This window comes from Cupriavidus sp. PET2-C1, assembly GCF_054515855.1.
Genome location: NZ_CM137260.1, coordinates 612,227 through 633,519 on the forward strand (window position 1 = coordinate 612,227; position 21,293 = coordinate 633,519).

The window sequence follows — 21,293 nt, forward strand, 5'->3', positions numbered from 1 at the left end:
CAAAGAGGGCTGGCCCGCCGCGAGGAATCAAACGCGGGTTAGCATGACTGCCAGAGCCGCATGGTGTGGACAGTGCCACACCCGGCGATTTCCAGCGCGGAGGCCAGCATGGAACACGATAGCACTTTGTACGTGGGTCTTGACGTCCATAAGGACTCGATCACGGTCGCCTACGCACTCGGCGTGGGCGAGGTCGAACTGCTTGGCAAGATCGGTACCTCGAAGGCCGATATCGATCGCCTGTGCAAGCGCCTGCAGTCTAAAGCGAGCCGGATCCACATCGTCTACGAGGCAGGCCCTTGCGGCTATGGCCTTTACCGGCAGCTTGCAGGGAAGGGATTCGAGTGCATGGTGTGCGCGCCGTCGCTGATCCCGAAGAAACCCGGCGAGCGCGTCAAGACCGATCGGCGCGATGCGGTCAAGCTCGTGCGATCGCTGCGCGCCGGTGACCTCTCCGCCGTGTACGTGCCCAGCGTGGAGGACGAAGCATTCCGGGATCTGTCACGCGCGTGGGTCAGCGCCAAGGACGATCTGAAGCGCGCCCGCCAACGGCTGAAGGCCTTTCTGCTTTCACATGGGGTGCGCTACAGCGGCAGAGCCGACTGGGGACCGGCGCACCAGCGCTGGATCAGTACCTTTGCGTTCGACACCGTGTGGCAGCAACTTGCCTTTGACGAATATCGACGTGCCATCGAGGATCGGCTCGCGCAATGCAGCCGTCTCGAAGCGGCCTTGCGCGAGGCAGTGGTCAACTGGCGCTTCTATCCGGCCGTACTGGGCTTGCAGGCCATGCGTGGCGTGCAGTTCACCACGGCGGTGGGCATGCTCGCCGAATTGGGCGATCTCTCGCGCTTTGTCCATCCGCGCCAACTGATGGCCTGGCTCGGCGTGACGCCCGCAGAACACTCATCGGGGGGGAAACGGCGCCAAGGCAGCATCACCAAGAACGGCAATAGCTATGCAAGAAAGCTGCTAATCGAAGCCGCCTGGAGTTACCGGCACCCGGCACGTGTGAGCCCCGAGATTCAGCGCCGGCACGAAGGCATCCCGAAGGCCATCGTTGACCGGTCCTGGGACGCCCAGGTTCGACTGTGCCGGCGCTATCGGAGACTTGCCGCGCGCGGCAAGAACCCGAACATTGCGGTGGTTGCGGTGGCCCGCGAACTGAGCGGGTTCATCTGGGACATCAGCCGGCTCGCCATGTCGCTTGCCATACCGAACGCGGCGCAGACAACGTAACCCAGCGCCAAGGTATCAACCTATCTGCCACCTACTGTGGAGCCAGTTTCCTGAAGGGCGACGTAGCCCGGCACACGAGCAACCCGCGACCTAGCTAGGCAACGGATTTCATCCGACTTGCGGCCTTAGATAGCGGCAGGCTCATTGGGCGGACCTCTGTAATGCGGTAACCAACCCGCGGATATCAGCGTGATCCACCGTCGAGACTTACTGCTACGTCGCCCTCCAGGAAATTGGGGAACACCATGCAATTGTGAAACCGAATCAAACCAATCTCGATTGACACGGGGAGTCATATCAGCTAGGTACCGCTTGAAGCGAAGCCCGTGGTTTTTTCCAGCACGACGGCATAACGAGCGCCCGCCCTCTCCCACACGTGGGAGAGGGGAGCGCGGCAACGCAGATCCGGCTTTGTCAGCGGTTCAAGCCTCGGACCCCATTGCGCCGCCATGCGCCCTGGCCAGGCGGAACTGGCCTACCGCATCGGCCAGCTTGTTGGCTTGCTCATGCAGGAAACCGGCGGCCGCCGAGGCTTGCTCGACCAGCGCCGCATTCTGCTGCGTTGCCCCGTCGAGCTGGCTCACGGCCTGGTTGACCTGCGTGATGCCCACGCTCTGCTCGCTGCCGGCATTCGAGATTTCGCGCAGCACCTGCTCGACCTGCTTCACGCTGGCCACGATGCTGTTCATTGTCTCGCCGGCGTCCCGCACCAGTGCCGCGCCCGAGTCCACCTTGGCCACCGATTTGCTGATCAGTCCCTTGATCTCCTTGGCGGCCTGGGCGCTGCGCTGGGCCAGCGTGCGCACTTCGCCAGCCACCACGGCGAATCCGCGTCCCTGTTCGCCGGCGCGGGCGGCTTCCACGGCAGCGTTGAGCGCCAGGATGTTGGTCTGGAAGGCGATGCCGTCGATGACCCCGATGATGTCGTGGATCTTGGCGGAGGCGGTCGAGATTTCCTGCATGGTGGTCACCACGCGAGAGACGGCATCGCCCCCCCGGTTGGCGACCTGGGAGGCCGCCGCCGCCAGTTCGCCGGCGCGCACGGCGGCCTCGGCCGAGTTCTGCACGGTGCCGGTGAGCTCGTCCATGGCAGCCGCTGTCTGCTCGAGGCTGGCCGCGGCTTGCTCGGTACGCGAGGACAGGTCGATATTGCCCTGCGAGATTTCGGCGGTTGCCGTGCGAACCGATTCGCTGCTGTCCCGGATATCGATCAGCACGGTGGCGAGCTTGTCGGCAAACTGGTTGAACGCGCGGGCGATCTGCGTGACCTCATCGTTGCCGTCGGCCGGCAGGCGCTTGGTCAGGTCGCCGTTTCCGGAGCCGATGTCGTCCATGGCCTCGCGCACCTGGGACAGCCGCCGGAACGCAGAGGCCGTCATGACCGAGCCGACTCCCGCGGCGAGGAAGGCCACCGTCACCAGGGTCATGAACATGGCCTGCAGCACATTGCGCAGGCCGGCCAGGGCTTCGTCCTCATCCATGGCAACCACCAGTTCCCAGTCGGAGTTCTTGACCGGCTCCGCATGCAGCAGCTTGGTGGCACCGGCGATCTTGACCGCGAGGGGCTGCTCGGGATCCGACAGCCTGGCCAGGGCGTTCGCGCTCAGGTCGGCGGACAGGTCAGTGGCCGGCTTGAGGTTGAGCTTGGCATCCGGATGCGCCACGATGCGCCCGCTCTTATCGGCCAGGAAGGCAAAGCTGGCGGGGGTGGGGTGGATGCCGTTCACGGTGGAGGTCACGGCGTCCAGGTTCACATCGGCGGCCACCACGGCCTTCAACTGGCCATTGGCCAGCACAGGCAGGGCCAGCGTCACCACGAGCTTCTTGGTCGCGACATCTTCATACGGCTGCGTGATGACCAGCTTGCCGGCGCTGACGGCGGCCTGGTACCACGGGCGGCCCGTGGGATCGTAGTCGGCGGGGATGCCGAGGTCGCGGGAAAACACCGCATGCTTGTCCGGGTAGCCCGCATAGGCCACGACAAAGCCGCCGGATTTTTCCAGCTGCGTGACCGCGGACATGGGATCGGTGGAAAGGCTCTCCGGCGATACGGCTTGCACCATGGCGGCCCGCGCGCTCAGCCACTCGGTGATGGCTTGCGCGTTGCCTTGGGTGATGGTGGCGAGGTTTTGCCGCAGCGTGCGTTCGTCGCTGTGCTTCGTGACTACGTAGGTGATGCCGGTGGATGCCGACAAGGCGGTGACAACGATGGCGACACAGGTCGCCGTAATGCGTGTACGGAGCGAGAGAAGCATGCGCGTTGGGTAGGGGCGGTGGTTAAGAAAGGCCTCCGACAATTTTGTTGTCGGCCAGCATGCCCCGGCTAACGGAAGGCTGGAGGGGAACTGTAGGGCTGAAACGGCAATGTGCAGACATTTCCCCGCGCTAGTGCAAGGCGGCGTTCCGCGGCGTGGTGAATACGCCGCTATTGCCCGGCGCGACGCGTTTTCCGCGCTGTCCTTGCCTTAGCCGCCAACCTTAAAAAATGCCAGGAACCGACGCATGATGGGTGACAGCGCCCCCGTGCGATGCGCCACCAGCACCCGGCTGGCGGCATCCGGGCCAGCCAGTGCCCGGTACGTCACGCCGGGGATGCCGGTGCGCGCGTAGATCTGCGGCAGCACCGACACCCCGGCGCCGCTCGCCACCAATCCGATGATGGTGGTCGCCTCGCGCGCCTCCTGGCCGATGCGCGGGGCAAAGCCCGCCCGGTTGCAAAGCGTGGTGACGTGGTCGAACAGCCCGCAGCCCAGCCCGCGGGGAAACAGCAGGAAGGGCTGTGCGGACAGCGCGCCGATATCGATCCCGGCGTCGTCAACCGGGTTTGCCAGTGCGTGCGAGGCAGGCAGCACGGCGACGAGCCGGTCGGCCAGCACTTCGTGCACGGTGATGCTGGCGGGCGGGTAGAACTGGGGCGACGGCCGCAGGAAGCCAATGTCGATCTCGCCTTTCTCCAGTCCTTGCAACTGCTGGCCGGTAGGCATATGCACCAGTTCCAGCATGGCGCGCGGGTGGTCCACGCGGAACTGCTGCACCGCGCGCGGAAACGCATCCTGCATCGGCACCGATGCGGTAAAGGCCACGCGGATCTCGCCCGCCTCGCCGGCGGCCACCTGCCTGACCACCTCGCGGGCCTGCTCCAGGTTGGCGAGCGCCGCCCTGGCCTTGTCCAGGAACAGCGTGCCCGCCGGCGTCAGCGCCACATGATGGCGGGAGCGGTCCAGCAGCGGGCTGCCGAGCTCGTCCTCCAGCGCCTTGATCTGGGTGCTCAGCGGCGGCTGGCTGATATGGAGCTTGCGCGCGGCCTCGCTGAAGCTCAGCGCTTCGGCCACGGCGACGAAATAGCGGAGTTGGCGGAAATCCATTGCTTATATCGAAGTGCAATAACAAAGGGTTCGAAAACGTATTGGACAGTATCACGGCGGCTGCCCAGAATGCAGGCAAACGGCCTCGAGCCGCACGACAAATTGCACCATCAGGAGACAACCATGCTGCGCCGCCCCTACCTTGCCGGCTTCCTGGCCGCCGCGCTGTCGCTGGCCGCCAGCGCCGCCAGCGCCCAGGCCTACCCGGCCAAGCCCATCCGGCTAGTCGTGCCCTATGCCGCCGGTGGCGCGGTGGACATCGTGGCGCGCTCGGTCGGGCAAAAGATGAGCGTGCTGCTCAAGCAGCCCATCATCGTCGACAACCGCCCGGGCGCCAGCACCAATATCGGCATGGAGGCCGTGGCCAAGGCCGCGCCGGACGGCTACACCATCATGATGGCGTCCAATAGCCTGGCCACCAATGCCGCGCTGTTTGCCAAGCTGCCATTCGACCCGGTACGGGATTTCACGCCGGTGGCGCGCGTGGGGCAGGCCTCGCTGGTGCTGGTGGTGCCGGCAAAGTCCAGCGTGACGTCGCTCAAGGGCCTGGTCTCCCAGGCGCAGGCCCAGCCGGGCAAGCTCAGCTATGCCTCGGCCGGCAACGGCAGCTCGGGCCATCTCGCCGGCGAGCTGTTCAAGGAGGCGGCGCACATCGACGTGCTGCATGTGCCTTACAAGGGCGGTGCGCCCGCGATCACCGACCTGCTGGGCGAGCGTATCTCGTTCATGCCGATCAACCCGCTCGAAGTCATCACCCATATCCGCGCCGGCACGCTGCGCGCCATCGCGGTGGCGAGCGACCAGCGCACGCCGCTGCTGCCGGACGTGCCAACCTCGCGCGAGCAAGGCTTGCCCGGCTTCACCGCCTCGGTCTGGTGGGGGCTGGTGGCGCCGGCCAAGACGCCGCCGGTCGTGGTCCATGAGCTCAACGCTGCGGCCAACGCCGCGCTGGCCGACCCCGACGTGCGCAAACAGCTCGCGCAACTGGGCGTGACCATCTTGCCGGGCACGCCTGAAGCTTTCGGCCAGTTCGTGCGCGGTGAAACCACCACCTGGAACGGCGTCATCCGCAAGGCGGGCATCACGGCCGACTGAGGCCCGCGGCGCATCCGGCGATCCGGCACGACCCACCACGACCCACCACGATCCAAGAGAATCCCCCATGTCCGACATCCCAGCCCAAGCCCAGCCGGACGCGCAGCGTCCCTCGATCCTGGTGGTCAGCGCGCACGCCGCCGATTTTGTCTGGCGCGCCGGCGGCGCCATCGCGCTGTACGCCGAGCGCGGCTACAACGTCAAGATCGTCTGCCTGTCCTTTGGCGAGCGCGGCGAGTCCGCCAAGATGTGGCGCCAGCCGCGCATGACCATCGAGCGCGTCAAGGCGGCCCGGCATGAAGAAGCGCAGCAGGCCGCCGACATCCTGGGCGCTACGCTGGAGTGCTTCGACCTGGGCGACTACCCCATGCGCGTGACCGATGCCGCGCTGCTGCGCCTGGCCGATCTCTATCGCGCGCTGCGGCCCGAACTGGTGTTGAGCCACTCGCGCGAGGACATCTACAACTTTGACCATCCGCTTGCCACGCACGTGGCGCAGGAAGCGCGGGTCATCGCCCAGGCGCATGGCTACAAGCCCGAGGTGCCGGTGATCGGCGCGCCGCCGGTGTTCCTGTTCGAGCCGCACCAGCCCGAGCAATGCAACTGGAAGCCCGACGTGCTGCTCGATATCTCCTCCGTGTGGGAAAAGAAGCAGCGTGCCTTCGCCACCATGGCGGCGCAGGAGCATTTGTGGGAGTACTACACGCGCGTGGCGCTGCAGCGCGGCGCGCAGGCCGCGCGCAACTCCGACAGCAAGGTGAAGTACGGCGAAGGTTATGCGCGCGTGTTCCCGCAAGTCACGCAGAGCCTGTCATGAAGACCATCGCCTATCGCAACATCCTGCGCGCGGCCGCCGCGGACATCGACGCGCTGGGCGCCGCCGGTGTCGCCACGGTGCACGAGGCGCAGCGCCGCACCGGGCTGATGAAGCCCTGCATGCGGCCGATCCAGTCCCGTGCCGCCATTGCCGGCAGCGCCGTGACGGTGCTGATGCATCCCGGCGACAACTGGATGATCCACGTCGCGGTGGAGCTGGTGCAGCCCGGCGACGTGCTGGTGGTGGCGCTGGTCAGCGACTGCACCGATGGCTTGTTCGGCGACCTGCTGGCCACCTCGCTCAAGGCACGCGGCGCGCGCGGCCTGGTGATCGACGGCGGCGTGCGCGATGTGGCCACGCTCAATGCCATGGGCTTTCCGGTCTGGTCGCGGGCGGTTTCGGCGCAGGGCGCGGTCAAGGAAACCGTGGGCGCGGTCAATGTGCCGGTGGTCTGCGCCGGCGCCCACGTGCGGCCCGGCGACGTGATCGTGGCCGACGACGATGGCGTGGTGGTGGTGCCGCGCCCGCTCGCTGCCGAGACCGCGCGCCGTGCCGTCGAGCGTGGGGCCATGGAGGAGGGCAAGCGCGCTACGCTGGCCGCCGGCGTGCTGGGGCTGGACATGTACCAGATGCGCGAGGCGCTGGCAGCCAAGGGCCTGGTGTACGCCGACCAGACCGTGGACTGGTACAGCGGCTTCGACGAGGCCTGACCCGGCGGCCACCGCTGGCTCGCTATCTGGTATAAGCGTCGCAGACACGAATCCAGACACGAATCCAGACACGAATCCAGACACGAATCCAGACACGAATCCAGGCCGGGGAACCCGATGGAACTGCGCCAGCTTCAGTATTTCGTCCGCGTGGTGGAACTCGGCAGCATGAGCCGCGCGGCGCTCGACCTCGATATGGTGCAATCCGCCATGAGCCAGCAGATCAGCCGGCTGGAGAGCGAGCTGTCCACCCGGCTGCTGCGCCGGACCACGCGCGGCGTGACGCCCACCGAGGCCGGGCTGGCCTTCTTTCGCGAGGCCCAGCTGGCCTTGCGCCACGCCGAGCAGGCCAAGCGCGCCGCCCACCATGCGCGGCTGTCCGGCACGGTCAGCGTGGGGCTGGCGCCTACCACCGCTTCGGTCATCGGCGTGCCGCTGATGCGCGCCATGCGCGAGCGCTATCCCGATGTGCGCCTGCATATGGTGGAGAGCCTGTCCGGCCACCTCAGCGCCATGCTCAATGCCCGCCAGCTCGACCTGGCCGTGCTGTTCGACACCGTTGTGGCGCGCCGCTGGAGCGTGACGCCGCTGCTCGAGGAAACCCTGTTCCTGATCCGCTCGCGCCGTGCGCTGCCGGCCGATGCCGATGCCGATGCCGAGGCGCCGCAGCGGCTGCGCATGGCGCAGTTGCGGGACGTGCCGCTGATCATGCCGACCGGCCTGCATGGGCTGCGCAGCACGCTCGATGCCGCCTTCGCCCGCGTGAAGATCGTGCCCCAGGTGGTGCAGGAGGTGGATTCCCTGGCCATGCTGATGGACGCCGTCGACCTCGGGTTTGGCGCCACCCTGCAGCCGTGGGCCGCGGTGGGGCGCTATGCCGATGCGCAGGCGCGTTTCCACCTGGCCGAGATCGCGGACCCCAAGGTGCGGCGCCAGAACGTGCTGTGCAGCCTCTCCGACGACGAACTGTCGCCCGCCGCGCTGGCCTTGCGCGTGGTGCTGGCTGATTGCGCCCGCGAACTGGTGCGCTCCGGCGCTTGGCGAGGTGCACGGCTGCTTGGGCCGCAGGGATGATGCACGGGCGCCCCCGGGGGTATCACGATTCGTGATGCCCCCATGCGATCCGGGGGCTTAGCAGGACGCCGGCGGGCCGCTACAGTGCGGGCATCCCCACCGGAACCCTCATCGTGCTGTCCATTACTCAAATCCGGGAGCTGTCCCTGCCGGCTTTCCCGAGCCTTGCCGGAGGCGCGCGCCCATGATCGACGTCCTGGTTATCGGCGGCGGCAATGCCGCCCTGTGCGCGGCCCTGATGGCGCGTGAAGCCGGCGCCAGCGTGCTGCTGCTGGAAGCCGCCCCGCGCGAGTGGCGCGGCGGCAACTCCCAGCACACCCGCAACCTGCGCTGCATGCACGACGCGCCACAAGACGTGCTGATCGAGGCCTATCCCGAAGAGGAATACTGGCAAGACCTGCTCAAGGTCACCGGCGGCCTGACCGACGAACGCCTGGCCCGCCTGGCCATCCGCGCCTCCTCCACCTGCCGCGACTGGATGCGCAGCCATGGCGTGCACTTCCAGCCGCCGCTGTCAGGCGCGCTGCATGTGGCGCGCACCAATGCCTTCTTCATGGGCGGCGGCAAGGCGCTGGTCAACGCCTACTTCCGCAGCGCCGAAGCCCTTGGCGTGCAGGTGCGCTACAACGCCCCGGTGGATGCCATCGAGCTGGACGGCGACCGCTTCATAGCGGCCCGCATCGGCAGCGAGCGCATCGAGGCGCGCAGCTGCGTGCTGGCAGCCGGCGGCTTCGAATCCAACCGCGAATGGCTGCGCGAAGCCTGGGGCCAGAACGCCGACGGTGACTGGCCGGCCGACAACTTCCTGATCCGCGGCACCCGTTTCAACATGGGCGTGCTGCTCAAGTTCATGATCGAAGCCGGAGCGGATGCCATCGGTGACCCTTCCCAATCGCACTGCGTGGCCATCGACGCGCGCGCGCCGCTGTACGACGGCGGCATCTGCACCCGGGTGGACTGCGTCTCGCTGGGCGTGATGCTCAACCGCAACGCCGAGCGTTTCTACGACGAGGGCGAGGACTTCTGGCCCAAGCGCTACGCCATCTGGGGACGCCTGGTCGCGCAGCAGCCCGGGCAGATCGGTTATTCGATCATCGACGCCAAGGCCGTGGGCCGCTTCATGCCGCCGGTATTCCCGGGCGTGCGCGCCAACACGCTGCCGGAACTGGCGCGCCAGCTCGGGCTGGACGAGGCCACCTTCATGCGCACCATCGAGGCTTACAACGCGGCGTGCCGGGTCGGCACCTTCGACCACACCGTGCTGGACGACTGCCACACCGAGGGCATTGCCCCGGCCAAGACCCACTGGGCCCGGCCGCTCGACACCGCGCCGTTCTTCGGCTACGCCCTGCGCCCGGGCATCACCTTTACCTACCTTGGCCTCAAGGTGAACGAGCACGCCGCCGTGCACTTCGGCGGCAAGCCCAGCGTCAACCTGTTCGTGGCCGGCGAGATGATGGCCGGCAACGTGCTCGGCAAGGGCTATACGGCAGGTGTCGGCATGGCCATCGGCACCGCCTTCGGCCGCATCGCCGGCACCCAGGCCGCAGCCGCCGCGCTCGGGCGGCCCAGTCACAACGCACTCCAGGAAGAGCAGCATGCAACATCTTGAAGCGCTGACGCGCGAAGCGGCGGCGCTGGCCCAGGGCGCGCTGCCGCTCACCGGGGACGAGGCCGAAGTAGGCCGCGTCATGCAGATCTGCAATGCCTGCCGATATTGCGAAGGCTTTTGCGCGGTGTTTCCCGCCATGACGCGCCGGCTGGAGTTCGGCAAGGCCGATATCCACTACCTGTCCAACCTGTGCCACAACTGCGGCGCTTGCTACCACGCCTGCCAGTACGCGCCGCCGCACGAGTTCGCGGTCAACGTGCCGCAGGCCATGGCCAAGGTGCGGGTCCAGACCTACTCCGACTATGCCTGGCCCGCCGCCCTCGGTGGGCTGTACCGCCGCGCCGGCCTGGCCACCGCGCTGGCGCTGGCAGCCGGGCTGGCGTTGTTCCTGGTGATGGTGCTTGCCATGCGCGGCAGCCTGCTGCACGCACCGCTGGCCGGCAACTTCTACGCCATCTTCCCGCACAACCTGCTGGCGGCGATGTTCGGCCTGGTATTCGGCTGCGCGGTGCTGGCGCTGGGCGTGGGCGTGACGCGCTTCTGGCGCAAGGTATCGCCCGGCGAGCTGCAAGGCGAGGCTCGCGGCCCGGCCATCGGCGGCGCGGCGCACGATGCATTGCGGCTGCGCTACCTGGACGGCGGCCACGGCAAGGGCTGCAACAACGCGGACGACGCGTTCACCCTGTGGCGCCGGCGCTTCCACCATTTCACGTTCTATGGCTTCATGCTGTGCTTTGCCGCCACGGCGGTCGCCACGCTTTACCATTACCTGCTGGGCCTGCACGCACCGTATGCGCCCACCAGCCTGCCGGTGCTGCTGGGCACGGCAGGCGGCATCGGCTTGCTGATCGGCCCGGCGGGTCTGCTCTGGCTCAACCTGAAGCGCGATCCGCGCACCGGCGATGCGGCCCAGAAGCCGATGGACCGCGGCTTTATCGCGCTGCTGTTTTTCACCAGCCTGACGGGGCTGGCGCTGCTGGCCTGGCGCGACACCGCGGCCATGGCGCTGCTGCTGGCGGTGCACCTGGGCGTGGTGATGGCGTTGTTCCTGACGCTGCCTTACGGCAAGTTCGCGCACGGCATCTACCGCAGCGCGGCGCTGCTCAAGTGGAATATCGAAAAACGCCGGCCCAGCAACCTGGCGCTTGGCTCGGACTGAACATCAAGCATTCAAAAAAAAGACCAAGGAGAACCTCATGACAAAGCCCGGCATCCTCGCCATTTCCTCGATGCGGGACCAGTGCACCGATGCCGAATGGCAGGCGCGCGTGGATCTGGCCGCCTGCTACCGGCTGGTGGAGCTGTACGGCATGGCCGATATGATGGCCAACCATATCTCGGTGCGCGTGCCGGGCGAGGACGGCGCCTTCCTGATCAACGCCTACGGCATGATGTACGAGGAGATCACCGCCTCCAGCCTGATCAAGGTGGACCACGCCGGCAACATCCTCGCCAAGCCGGATTTCGGCGCGCTCAACTACGGCATCAACAAGGCCGGCTACGTGATCCACAGCGCCGTGCACGAAGCGCGCCCGGAAGTGGCCTGCGTGATCCACACCCATAGCTGGGCCTCCATGGCCGTATCGTCGCTGGATTGCGGGCTCTTGCCGCTGACACAGACCGCCATGCGCTTTCTCAAGATCGGCTATCACGACTACCAGGGCGTGGTGCTCGACACCGCCGAGCAGGCCTCGCTGCTCGAAGACCTCGGCAAAGGCGAGGCCCTGATCCTGCGCAACCACGGCGCGCTCACCGTGGGCAATACGGTTGGGGAAGCCTTCAACTGGATGCACCGGCTGGAGCTGGCCTGCCGCGCGCAGATCGGTGCGATGTCCTGCAACACACCGTTGCGCGAGGTGGGCGCCGACGTGCTGCAGGAAACCTGGAACAACTACCAGCCCGGCACGCGCCGCCCCTACGGCGTCATGGAGTGGCCGGCGCTGCTGCGCAAGCTGGACCGGCTGGATCCGAGCTTCCGCGACTGAGGCGGGGCGGCCTTCCGGCGGCGATAGCGGCTGCAAAGTGGCTGCAAAAGCGATAACGATAAAACGAACGGAGAGAGACAACATGCTAAAAAGCCCCGCACTGGCCCGCGCCAAATCGGTCGCCATAACGGCCGCCATCTCGTTTGCCTGCACTATCGCAGGCACGGGCGCCATCGCCGCCGCAGGCGATGACTACCCGGCCAAGCCGGTGCGCGTGGTGGTGGCCTTCACCGCTGGCGGCACCACCGATATCTTGGCGCGCAGCGTCAGCCAGGTGCTGGCGCAGAAGTTCAGGCAATCCTTCGTGGTGGACAACCGTCCCGGCGCCGGCGGCAATATCGGCACCGAGGCTGTGGTCCGCTCGCCGGCCGATGGTTATACGCTGCTGGTCAACTCGGTCGGCCCGATCTCGATCAACCAGACGCTGTACAAGCACCTGAACTACGATCCGCTGACCGATCTGGTGCCGGTGGTGCAGATTGCCGATGTGCCCAACGTGCTGGTGGTGCATCCCTCGCTGCCGGCCAAGACGCTCGAAGAATTCGTCGCCTACGCCAAGGCCAATCCGGGCAAGCTGAACTACAGCTCAACCGGCGTGGGCACCTCGTCGCAGCTCTCCAGCTTCATGTTGACGCAGCGCATCGGCACCGAGGCCACGCATATCCCCTACAAGGGCGCGGACGCGCTCAACGATCTGTTGTCCGGCCGGGTGCAGTTCATGTTTGCCACGATCCCGTCGGTCATCGCGCATATCAAGGCCGGCAAGCTGCGCGCGCTGGCGGTCAGCAGCGCGCGCCGTTCGCCATCGCTGCCGGACGTGCCCACGGTAGCCGAAAAGGGCTTCCCCGGCTTCGAGGCTGGTTCCTGGTTTGGCGTGTTCGCGCCCAAGGGCACGCCGCAGGCGGTGATCAACAAGGTCAATCAGGCCGTCAACGATGCGCTGCCGTCGCTGCAGGCGCAGATGGTGCGGGAAGGGGCGGATCCCGTGGGTGGCTCGCCGGAGCAGTTCGGCAAGTTCACGCAAAAGGAGTACGCCAAATGGAAAGTCGTGGTGCGTGACTCGGGTGCTTCCCTGGAATGAACATGCGCGTGAATACGAACCAGCCGGCAGCCGCGCAGCCTTTGCGCATCCTGCTGTCGGAGCAAGCCTTGCAGCAATACGGCACGCCGATTGGCGAGGCGCTTGGCGGGGCTTTCGTGCCAGTGGTGGTGCCGTCGGGGCAGGGGCAAAACGATGCCCCCGGGCTGGACGCCGATATCGCCTTTGTCTCGCGCGATGTCACCGGGCTGTCCACCAAGCACGAAATCCTGCCCGCCACCCGGCGCTTTTACGATGCCATGCTGGCAAGCCCCGGGCTGCGCTGGGCGCATACGCATTCGGCCGGCGCGGACCGCGCCGTGTTTGGCGAGCTGCGCGCACGCGGCGTGGCGGTGACGACTTCCTCCGGCGCCAACGCGGGCGTGGTGGCACAGACCGCGTTGGCGGGTGTGCTGGCGCTAGCGCGGCATTTTCCGCAGATGCTGGCGGCCCAGCATGAGCGCCGCTGGGCGCCGCTGATTGGCTCCGGGCTGCCGCGCGATCTGGCGGGGCAGACTGCCACCATCGTTGGTTGGGGCCCGATCGGGCAATGGCTGGGCAAGCTATTGCAGGTGCTGGGCCTGCACGTGATCGTGGTGCGCCAGAGCGCCGTGCCGGCTGGGCCCGGCTATGAAACCGTGGTATTCGATGCGGTGCGTGGCGTGCTGCCGCGCACGGATTGGCTATTGCTGGCTTGTCCGCTGACGGCGCAAACGCGTGGGCTGGTGGACGCCGATGCGTTGGCTTTGCTGCCGGCGGGTGCCAGATTGGTGAATGTGTCGCGGGGCGAGGTGGTGGATGAGCTTGCGCTGATCGAGGCGTTGCGGGCCGGGCGCCTTGCGGGTGCTTATCTGGATGTGTTCGCGCACGAGCCGCTGCCGGCGGATTCGCCGCTGTGGACGTTGCCTAATGTCATTGCTACGCCGCATAGTGCGGGATTTTCGGATGGGAATGCGGGGCGGGTGGTTGGGATTTTTTTGGACAATCTGGGGCGTTGGCGTGGTGGGGAGGGATTGAGGAATTTGGTGGGGTGAGGGGAGTGCTGCAATTTCGACTGTAACTTCAACTTCAACTTCAACTGCTTGACGTCAAGGGCAACTGCAGTTTCACCACGCCTGCGGCGCGGCGACCTACTTTTTTGTCTTGCCAAAAAAGTAGGCAAAAAAGGCGCGCCGGATGGGGCGACTACCCCTCGGGATTTCACGAAAAGAGCGGCCGGGACCCAAACTCGCATCGCCTTAAGGCGATACTCAGACATGGGTCCCTCTTTTCCGCTCTTTTCGTGAAATCCCGAGGCGCCCCATACGGCCTAGGTGAACCTTGACGGCTCGCTTCGCATCGCGCTTGGGTGATTTCCGCCTGACGGGCGGGAATCACGGCTACAACGAATCGCTAGCTTACCGATGCCGCAGGTCTGCTCCCCTCTCCCACTTGTGGGAGAGGGGCCGGGGGAGAGGGCGGGGGCTTGCCATTGCGATGCCCCTCGCGTTCCTGTTTGTTTCAGCCAGCGCTAACCGGCGTGAACGTCGGCACCGGCGGCCCGTCGTCCGTCGGTGTGAACGTCAGCTTCACTTCCTGCCCGATGCGCACGGTATCCAGGTCGCAATCCACGATGTTGGTCATCATGGTCACGCCTTCTTCCAGTGTCACGTAGGCAATGCAGAAAGGCGTGGGGCCGGCACGGCGGGTGACGCTGAACGAGTAGATGGTGCCCCGTCCCGAGGCCTGCTTCCATTCGGTCTCGCCCATGCAGAACGGGCACAGCGTGCGCGGGTACCAGTGGGGCTTGCCGCAGGATTTGCAGTGCTTGACCAGCAGGCGGCCTGCGCGGGCGGCTTCCCAGAACTCGGTGTTGTCCGGGGCAACTTGCGGGGCTTTGAGGGGAGTCGCGGTGTAAGGTGTGCTCATCTTATTACTCCCGTTCCAGGATGACGGTGGCGCTGCCGTGGCGCGAGCCGAGGTAGCCGCCGGTGCCCTGGGCCAGGGCCAGGTCGCAGTTCTTGACCTGCACGGCGGGATGGGCTTCGCCGCGCAGCTGGCGCACCGCTTCGATCACCTTGGTGATGCCGCCGCGGTTGGCCGGGTGGTTGTTGCACAGGCCACCGCCGTCGGTGTTGAAGGGCAGCTTGCCCACGCCGGAGATCAGGTTGCCGTCGGCCACGAACTTGCCGCCTTCGCCCTTCTTGCAAAAGCCCAGGTCTTCCAGCTGCATCAGCACGGTGATGGTGAAGCTGTCGTAGATCGAGGCGTACTTGATGTCGGACGGGCGGATGCCGGCCTCTTCAAACGCGATCGGGCCGGAGATGGCGGCGCCCGACCAGCTCAGGTCGACCATGCCGCCGAGCTGGCCTTTGACGGCTTCGCCGGCGCCGCGGATTTTCACCATGGGGCGCTTGAGCTTGGCCGCGATTTCCGGGCGGGCGACGATCAGCGCGCCGCCGCCGTCGGACACCACGCAGCAGTCGAGCTTGCGCAGCGGATCCGAGATCATCGGCGAATTCAATACGTCCTCCACCGTCACCACATCGCGCAGCATGGCGTGGGGATTGTGTTGCGCATGGTGCGAGGCCGCTACCTTGATCCAGGCAAGCTGTTCGGCGGTGGTGCCGTACTGGAACATATGGCGCATTGCCACCATCGCGTACAGGTTCACGGTCACCGGGCTGAACGGCGCCTCGAACGGCTGGTCGGGCAGGTTCGCGCCCCAGTTGCGCGCCTGCGTGCCGCTCGAGCCTTCCGAGCGCGGGCGGCCTGCCAGCGTGATCAGCGCCACATTGCACTTGCCGGCGGCGATAGCCTGCGCGGCGTGCGAGACGTGGACGATATACGCCGAGCCGCCGGTATCGGTGGAGTCGACGTGGCGCACCTTCAGGCCGAGGTAATCGACCATATTGAGCGCGCCAAGGCCAGGCGCGTCGCCCGCGCAGAAATAGCCGTCCACGTCCTGCAGGGTGAGGCCGGCGTCTTCCAGCGCGCCCTTGGCGGACTCGGCGTGCAGTTGCGCGACGGATTTGTCCGGTGCCTTGCGGGTCGGGTGCTCGTAGGCCCCGACGATATAAGCCTTGCCATTGATGCTCATGGGTCTCCCTGGTTGTTGTCCCGGATACGTTGGTGTGCGGTGATGACTATGGACTATGAATTAAGGACTATGCCTATAACCCAAGTCTTGCGTTCTTGTTTGTTGGCGCGAGCGTCAAGGTGCGCGCCCGTACTGCTCGCGCAGGTCGCGCTTGAGCACCTTGCCGATGGCGTTGCGCGGCAGTTCCTGCGACAGCTCCAGCGCGGCCAGGCGCTGCATTTTTTCTAGCCGGCTATTCACCCAGTCCAGCAGCGCAGCGGCTTGGGCCGTGGCGCCGGGCCGCAGCACCACGAAGGCGACGGGCGTTTCGCCCCAGCGCTCCGAGGGCACGCCGACCACCGCCGCGTCCGCGATGTCGGGATGCCCGAGCAGCACCGCTTCGATGTCGCTCGGGTAGATGTTGAAGCCGCCCGAGATGACCATGTCCTTCTTGCGGTCCATCAGGATGAGGAAGCCGTCGGCATCGAAGTAGCCAACGTCGCCGGTGCGGATAAAGCGCTTGCCGGTGGCGTCGAACCACTCGGCCTCGGCGGTCTTCCCGGGGTGATTGTGGTAGCCGGACATCATCGCGGGGGAATGCCCGACGATCTCGCCTGGGGTGTCGCGCGGCGCATCGGCGGGGAGCTCGCACCCTTGATCGTCCAGCAGCCGCATATCGGTGTCCGGCGAGGGGCGCCCGACCGTATGCAGCTTGTCCGGGTGCTCATGCGCGCGCAGCTCGCAGCGCCCGCCGCCCTCGGTCATGCCGTAGTACTCGATCAGCGCGCCGGGCCAGCGTGCCAGCACCTGCGCCTTGAGCGCGGCGGCAAAGGGCGCGCTGGTGCAGAACTTATAGCGGAACGATGACAGATCGGTGCCGGCAAAGTCGGGATGGGCCAGGATGCGCTGGTATTGCACCGGCACCAGCATGGTATGGGTGACGCGGTGCCGTGCGGCCAGCGCCAGGTACTGGCCGGCATCGAACTTGCGCATCAGCACCACGGTGCCACCCAGCGACAAGGTGGGGAACAGGCTGACCAGTGTGGTGTTGGAGTACAGCGGCGTGGATAGCAGCGCCACGGTGTCCGGGCCATAGCCGCCCTGGGTGGCGCGCTGCACGTGCGACGAGCGCATGCCGAACGGCTGGATGATGCCCTTGGGCACGCCGGTGGTGCCGGATGAATAGATCAGGTTGAAAGCCCAGTCGGGCTGCACGTCGACCGGAGCCGGACGGGCATTTTCGGGGGCCAGCCACTGGCTGAAGGCAAGACCCGCGCGGCTGTCGTCCAGCGCGATGCAGGGAATGCCTAGCTCGGCCTCCAGCCCGTGCAGGGCCTCGCGCGTGCTGGCATCGATCAACAGCCGGCGCGCCCCCGAGTCCTGCACCATGCCGCGCAGCGTCTGCGGGTTGAGCGAGGGCGACAGCGGCGCCACCGCCACGCCCGCCCGCAGGCTGCCGAGGAAGGCGGCGACGTATTCGATCGACGTGGCCGCGCAGATGGCGACGGCGCCTTGTGCCGGCACACCGTCCCGCTGCAGCGCGGCGGCAACGCGGTCGGCAAGCCGGTTGAGGCCGGCGAAATCCACGCTGCGTTCGTCCAGCACCACGGCCGGATGCCGCGGCCGCAGCGCGGCTTGGGCGTCGACGAGGGCGGCGAGAGGGGTGAAGTCAGTGCTTGTCGGTGACATAGGGCTGCCGTTGGGCTCTTGGGGTGCGCTTGGATGTCTCATTCATGGCTGGCTGGCCTGCCGCCGCTGTGAAAGAGTGTCGCGCCTTGTGCCCGGTTCGACAATTTGGCTTTTTGGAAGAGGGGCTTGCCGGGAATGGTTGTTGCGGCGCACAAACTGGCGCGGCGGCAAGCGAGCGGGCAAGCGAGGGGAGGGGCGCTGCGCAGGGAGACGAAGAGAAAACCAGCTTGCGGGGTGGCCCGTGATGGCGCCACCCTATGGCCGAATCAACCTGTGAGGGAATCAGCCCATGGCCAGGGCCGCCGCGCTCATCTGCTGCTCGGGCGAGGCCTTTTCCATGGCCTTGACCAGCGCGCCACTGGCGCTGGATATCGCACCGGAAATCGAACCCATGGCCTGGTTCAGCGCTGCCAGGCGAACCTGCTTCTGGTCGGCGGAGAGGTTCTGGGCCGAGGCCACGGCTTGCAGTTCCTGCTGCTTGCGCGCCAGCTCATCGCGCAATTCACGGATTCGCTTGAGCAGCTCCTTGGCCGTATCCGGCAGGTTGCTGTTGTCGATATCGCTGTTGCGGCCGCTGGAGCCGGCCGGCTTGCCTGCCGCCAGCGTGCGGCCAGCCGATGAGAGATCGACATGGATGCCGTCGGATGACTTGCCGCCGCCCGACTGGCTGGCGGGCGTTGCCTGGCTGGTGGTGGCAAGGCTGGCTGCGCCGGCCAGGGCCGTGGCGGCCGCAAACTGGCCGCCGGTGGAGGACGCCGGATCGATCGTGCTCATCGGATTTGTTCCTTCGGGTAGTGCGCGAACGCACGGAAGGCGGCCGCGCGCGGCGCACCTGGGTACCCGGGTTTAACGAACACGTGAAGCAGATCTGTAGGGCAATGCAGGTAATTTTGTGATGCCAGCGGCGCCGGATGCGGCAATAAGTTAATTGAGCGCCTCAAAATGCCGATGCCACGGGACGCGCCTTGCGATAAAGGATGAGGGTGGCCAGCAGCCCGCATGCCGCGGCAAAGCTCATCCAGTAGCCCGGCGCGGCCTTGTCGCCGGTCACCTCGATCAGGTAGGTCGAGACCGCCGGCGTAAAACCGCCAAACACCGCCGTGGCAAGGCTGTAAGCCAGCGAGAAGCCGGCCACGCGCACCTCCACCGGCATCACCTCGGTCAGGGCCACCACCATGGCGCCGTTGTACATGCCAAAGAGGAAGGATAGCCACAGCAGCACGACCAGCATGCGCTCAAAGCTCGGCGCGCCCGCCAGCCACGACAACGCGGGATAGGCGGTGACCAGCGCGATGGCCGAAATGGCCAGCAGGATAGGGCGGCGGCCAATGCGGTCGGACAGGGCACCGCCGATGGGCAGCCAGATAAAGTTGGAAATGCCTACGCAGAGCGTGACGGCAAGGCTGTCGGCCGTGCTGAGCTTGAGCACCGTCTTGCCGAACGTGGGCGTATAGACGGTGATCAGATAGAAGGTGGTGGTGGTCATTGCCACCAGCAGCATGCCGGCCAGCACCGTGCGCCAGTTGCGCAGCATGGAGTCGAATACCTCGCGCGTGCTCGGATGGTGCCGGCGGGTACGGAACTCCTCGGTCTCCTGCAGCGAGCGGCGCAACACGAAGAGGAACGGCACGATCAGGCAGCCGATAAAGAACGGAACGCGCCAGCCCCATGCCCCCAGCGCATCGGCCGTCAGCCAACGGTTGAGCCCGAAGCCGAGTCCGGCTGCCACCACGATGGCAATCTGCTGGCTGGCCGACTGCCAGGCGGTATAAAAGCCCTTATGGCCCGGCGTGGCCATTTCGGCCAGGTAGACCGATACGCCGCCGAGCTCCGCGCCCGCCGAGAAGCCCTGCAGCAGCCGCCCGATCAGCACCAGCACCGGCGCCAGCACGCCGATGCTGGCGTAGCCAGGCACGAGCGCGATCAGGATGGTCCCGCAGGCCATGAGCGACAGCGTCACGATCAGGCCCTTGCGGCGTCCCACCTCGTCGATGTAGGCACCCAGCAGGATGGCGCCGAGCGGGCGCATCAGGAAGCCTGCGCCAAACACGGCGAAGGTCAGCATCAGCGAGGCGAACTCGCTGTTTGCCGGAAAGAAGGTGTGGGCAATGTAGGTGGCGTAGAAACCGAACAGGAAGAAGTCGAACTGTTCGAGGAAGTTGCCGCTGGTAACCCGCAGGACCGCGGCTAGCTTTGAGGATCCAGGCACTGCCGCGCCTGCCATTTCCGCTTGCATCGCCAGTCTCCTTCGCCACGCCGTCCCGGCTATCCGCCGCCTTTCGCGAAAGGTCGGCTAGCCTGCGCTGGCGCGCTTGTGCTGGTCAATATATGTCTTGCAAGCCGCCAGCGCCAGTCCCGCATGTGTGAGGCGCGAGCGGCGAGGCACACGCCCCCGGCGCGCCTCGCCCGATACTCAGGCGCCGCGAAACACGGCGGGGCGTTTCTCCACGAAAGCGCTGGTGCCTTCCCGCGCGTCTTGCGAGGCCGCGGCGATCATGAACTGCATCGCCTCCACCGCCAGCCCCTCGTCGATGGGCAGGTTGATGCCGCGGGTGACCGCGCGCAGCGATGCGGTGACCGCAATCGCGGAATGCCGCGCGATCCGCTCGGCCAGCCGCAGGCAGGCGGGCAGCAGGTCGGCGGCGCTCACCACCTCGTTGAGCAGGCCGAACCGCAATGCGCTGTCGGCATCGATGGCCTCGCCGGCAAGGATCATTTCGTTTGCCCGCTTGCGGCCCACGTGACGCGGCAGGCGCTGTGTGCCGCCAAACGTGGGCGGGAAGCCCAGCTTGATTTCAGGCTTGGCAAAGGTGGCATGCCCGGCCGCGATGGCCAGGCTGCAAGCCTCCACGATCTCGCAGCCACCGCCGAAGGCCAGGCCATTGACCGCGGCGATGACCGGCTTCGGGAACGTTTCGATGCGCCGCGTCATGGCTTGTCCCTGCAGCAGGAAGCGGCGCTGCGCTTGCTCGGGGGAGGCCGCGATGTCCGGCGCGAAGCCGGCAATGTCGGCCCCCGCGCTGAAGGCCCGCGAGCCGCGGCCAGTCAGGATCACGCAGCGCACGGCGGGATCTGCCTCGATCGCATCGAGCCGGGCCATCAGCGCGTCGATCAGCGCGTAGCTCAGGGCATTGAGCTTGTCGGGGCGGTTCAGCACCAGCAATGCATGCTGGCCGGATCGTTCGTAGCACACCAGATCGTTTGCGTTGGTCATGTCGGATAGGTTGTTCATCTTCAGCGGGTCCTGGTTGTCTTGTTGTCTTGTTATGTTGTTGTGTTGTTGCCCTGATTGGTTGCAAGGCTGGCCGGTGTGGCTAGTCGATTGTCCGAACGGCGATGCGCGCCGGGCGGCCGCGAAAACCGGAGACAAAGACCACGGCCTCCTGCCTGGCGCGAAAGCGCTCGCCGCTCTCCAGTACCGTGTCGCGGCAAGCCGCATCCAGCATGGCTGACTGCTGCGTGAGCCACACGCTGCCCTCTACGCAGATCAGGTAAGATCCCAACCCGAGCGGGATCCGCAGCGCATCCGGGCCGAGGATCCAATTGCCTTGTCTTGTGCTCACGATCGCCT

At 66.5% G+C, this 21,293-nt stretch carries 19 protein-coding genes; 10 read left to right on the top strand and 9 right to left on the bottom strand.

Annotation, left to right across the window (positions count from 1 at the left end):
- The first annotated feature begins 108 nt into the window (after nt 1–108).
- Nucleotides 109–1,239 (top strand): IS110 family RNA-guided transposase, encoded by a 1,131-nt coding sequence (locus ACX12D_RS22740; RefSeq protein WP_459371562.1) that lies wholly within the window; start codon nt 109–111, stop codon nt 1,237–1,239.
- 422 nt (nt 1,240–1,661) lie between these two features.
- On the opposite strand, the gene ACX12D_RS22745 is transcribed toward ACX12D_RS22740, so the two are convergent.
- Together ACX12D_RS22745 and ACX12D_RS22750 are read right to left on the bottom strand one after the other, a co-directional pair.
- The gene (locus tag ACX12D_RS22745; protein ID WP_459375739.1) at nt 1,662–3,494 is read right to left on the bottom strand and encodes a methyl-accepting chemotaxis protein; all 1,833 of its coding nucleotides are present in this window, start codon (nt 3,492–3,494) and stop codon (nt 1,662–1,664) included.
- Between the two features lie 210 nt (nt 3,495–3,704).
- Nucleotides 3,705–4,604, bottom strand: coding sequence for a LysR family transcriptional regulator (locus ACX12D_RS22750; protein ID WP_459375740.1), 900 nt, complete (start codon nt 4,602–4,604; stop codon nt 3,705–3,707).
- Between the two features lie 123 nt (nt 4,605–4,727).
- Between ACX12D_RS22750 and ACX12D_RS22755 the strand changes: the two genes are divergently transcribed.
- The 9 genes from ACX12D_RS22755 to ACX12D_RS22795 all read left to right on the top strand — a co-directional run bounded on the left by ACX12D_RS22755 (nt 4,728) and on the right by ACX12D_RS22795 (nt 14,009).
- Nucleotides 4,728–5,699, top strand: a complete 972-nt coding sequence (locus ACX12D_RS22755; protein WP_459375741.1) for a tripartite tricarboxylate transporter substrate binding protein — start codon at nt 4,728–4,730, stop codon at nt 5,697–5,699.
- A gap of 67 nt (nt 5,700–5,766) precedes the next feature.
- Nucleotides 5,767–6,516 (top strand): PIG-L deacetylase family protein, encoded by a 750-nt coding sequence (locus tag ACX12D_RS22760; protein WP_459375742.1) that lies wholly within the window; start codon nt 5,767–5,769, stop codon nt 6,514–6,516.
- Nucleotides 6,513–7,226 (top strand): 4-carboxy-4-hydroxy-2-oxoadipate aldolase/oxaloacetate decarboxylase, encoded by a 714-nt coding sequence (locus ACX12D_RS22765; RefSeq protein WP_459375743.1) that lies wholly within the window; start codon nt 6,513–6,515, stop codon nt 7,224–7,226. The genes ACX12D_RS22760 and ACX12D_RS22765 overlap by 4 nt, the downstream gene beginning before the upstream one ends.
- Before the next feature lie 117 nt (nt 7,227–7,343).
- Nucleotides 7,344–8,300 (top strand): LysR family transcriptional regulator, encoded by a 957-nt coding sequence (locus ACX12D_RS22770; protein WP_459375744.1) that lies wholly within the window; start codon nt 7,344–7,346, stop codon nt 8,298–8,300.
- Between the two features lie 184 nt (nt 8,301–8,484).
- Complete coding sequence (gene tcuA / locus ACX12D_RS22775) at nt 8,485–9,912, top strand: FAD-dependent tricarballylate dehydrogenase TcuA (RefSeq protein ID WP_459375745.1); 1,428 nt, start codon at nt 8,485–8,487, stop codon at nt 9,910–9,912.
- The gene (gene tcuB / locus ACX12D_RS22780) at nt 9,899–11,071 is read left to right on the top strand and encodes a tricarballylate utilization 4Fe-4S protein TcuB (RefSeq protein WP_459375746.1); all 1,173 of its coding nucleotides are present in this window, start codon (nt 9,899–9,901) and stop codon (nt 11,069–11,071) included. Before tcuA ends, tcuB begins: the two co-directional genes overlap by 14 nt.
- A gap of 37 nt (nt 11,072–11,108) precedes the next feature.
- Nucleotides 11,109–11,897, top strand: coding sequence for a class II aldolase/adducin family protein (locus ACX12D_RS22785; RefSeq protein ID WP_253927673.1), 789 nt, complete (start codon nt 11,109–11,111; stop codon nt 11,895–11,897).
- An 82-nt stretch (nt 11,898–11,979) separates the two neighbouring features.
- Nucleotides 11,980–12,978: a Bug family tripartite tricarboxylate transporter substrate binding protein gene (locus tag ACX12D_RS22790; RefSeq protein WP_459375747.1), complete on the top strand. Its 999-nt coding sequence runs from the start codon at nt 11,980–11,982 to the stop codon at nt 12,976–12,978.
- Between the two features lie 2 nt (nt 12,979–12,980).
- Nucleotides 12,981–14,009: a D-2-hydroxyacid dehydrogenase gene (locus ACX12D_RS22795; protein WP_459375748.1), complete on the top strand. Its 1,029-nt coding sequence runs from the start codon at nt 12,981–12,983 to the stop codon at nt 14,007–14,009.
- Nucleotides 14,010–14,475: 466 nt separating this feature from the next.
- On the opposite strand, the gene ACX12D_RS22800 is transcribed toward ACX12D_RS22795, so the two are convergent.
- From ACX12D_RS22800 to ACX12D_RS22830, 7 genes are all read right to left on the bottom strand, one after another.
- Nucleotides 14,476–14,883: a Zn-ribbon domain-containing OB-fold protein gene (locus ACX12D_RS22800; protein WP_150988226.1), complete on the bottom strand. Its 408-nt coding sequence runs from the start codon at nt 14,881–14,883 to the stop codon at nt 14,476–14,478.
- Between the two features lie 4 nt (nt 14,884–14,887).
- Complete coding sequence (locus tag ACX12D_RS22805) at nt 14,888–16,054, bottom strand: thiolase domain-containing protein (RefSeq protein WP_150988223.1); 1,167 nt, start codon at nt 16,052–16,054, stop codon at nt 14,888–14,890.
- Between the two features lie 114 nt (nt 16,055–16,168).
- Complete coding sequence (locus tag ACX12D_RS22810; RefSeq protein WP_459375749.1) at nt 16,169–17,722, bottom strand: class I adenylate-forming enzyme family protein; 1,554 nt, start codon at nt 17,720–17,722, stop codon at nt 16,169–16,171.
- Nucleotides 17,723–18,004: 282 nt separating this feature from the next.
- Nucleotides 18,005–18,496, bottom strand: coding sequence for a hypothetical protein (locus ACX12D_RS22815; RefSeq protein ID WP_459375750.1), 492 nt, complete (start codon nt 18,494–18,496; stop codon nt 18,005–18,007).
- 163 nt (nt 18,497–18,659) lie between these two features.
- Nucleotides 18,660–19,958: a tricarballylate/proton symporter TcuC gene (gene tcuC, locus ACX12D_RS22820; RefSeq protein ID WP_459375751.1), complete on the bottom strand. Its 1,299-nt coding sequence runs from the start codon at nt 19,956–19,958 to the stop codon at nt 18,660–18,662.
- 177 nt (nt 19,959–20,135) lie between these two features.
- A complete protein-coding gene (locus ACX12D_RS22825) occupies nt 20,136–20,954 on the bottom strand; it encodes a crotonase/enoyl-CoA hydratase family protein (RefSeq protein WP_441638395.1) in 819 nt (272 codons plus the stop codon).
- Nucleotides 20,955–21,036: 82 nt separating this feature from the next.
- Complete coding sequence (locus ACX12D_RS22830) at nt 21,037–21,285, bottom strand: DUF2917 domain-containing protein (protein WP_459375752.1); 249 nt, start codon at nt 21,283–21,285, stop codon at nt 21,037–21,039.
- Nucleotides 21,286–21,293 lie beyond the last annotated feature (8 nt).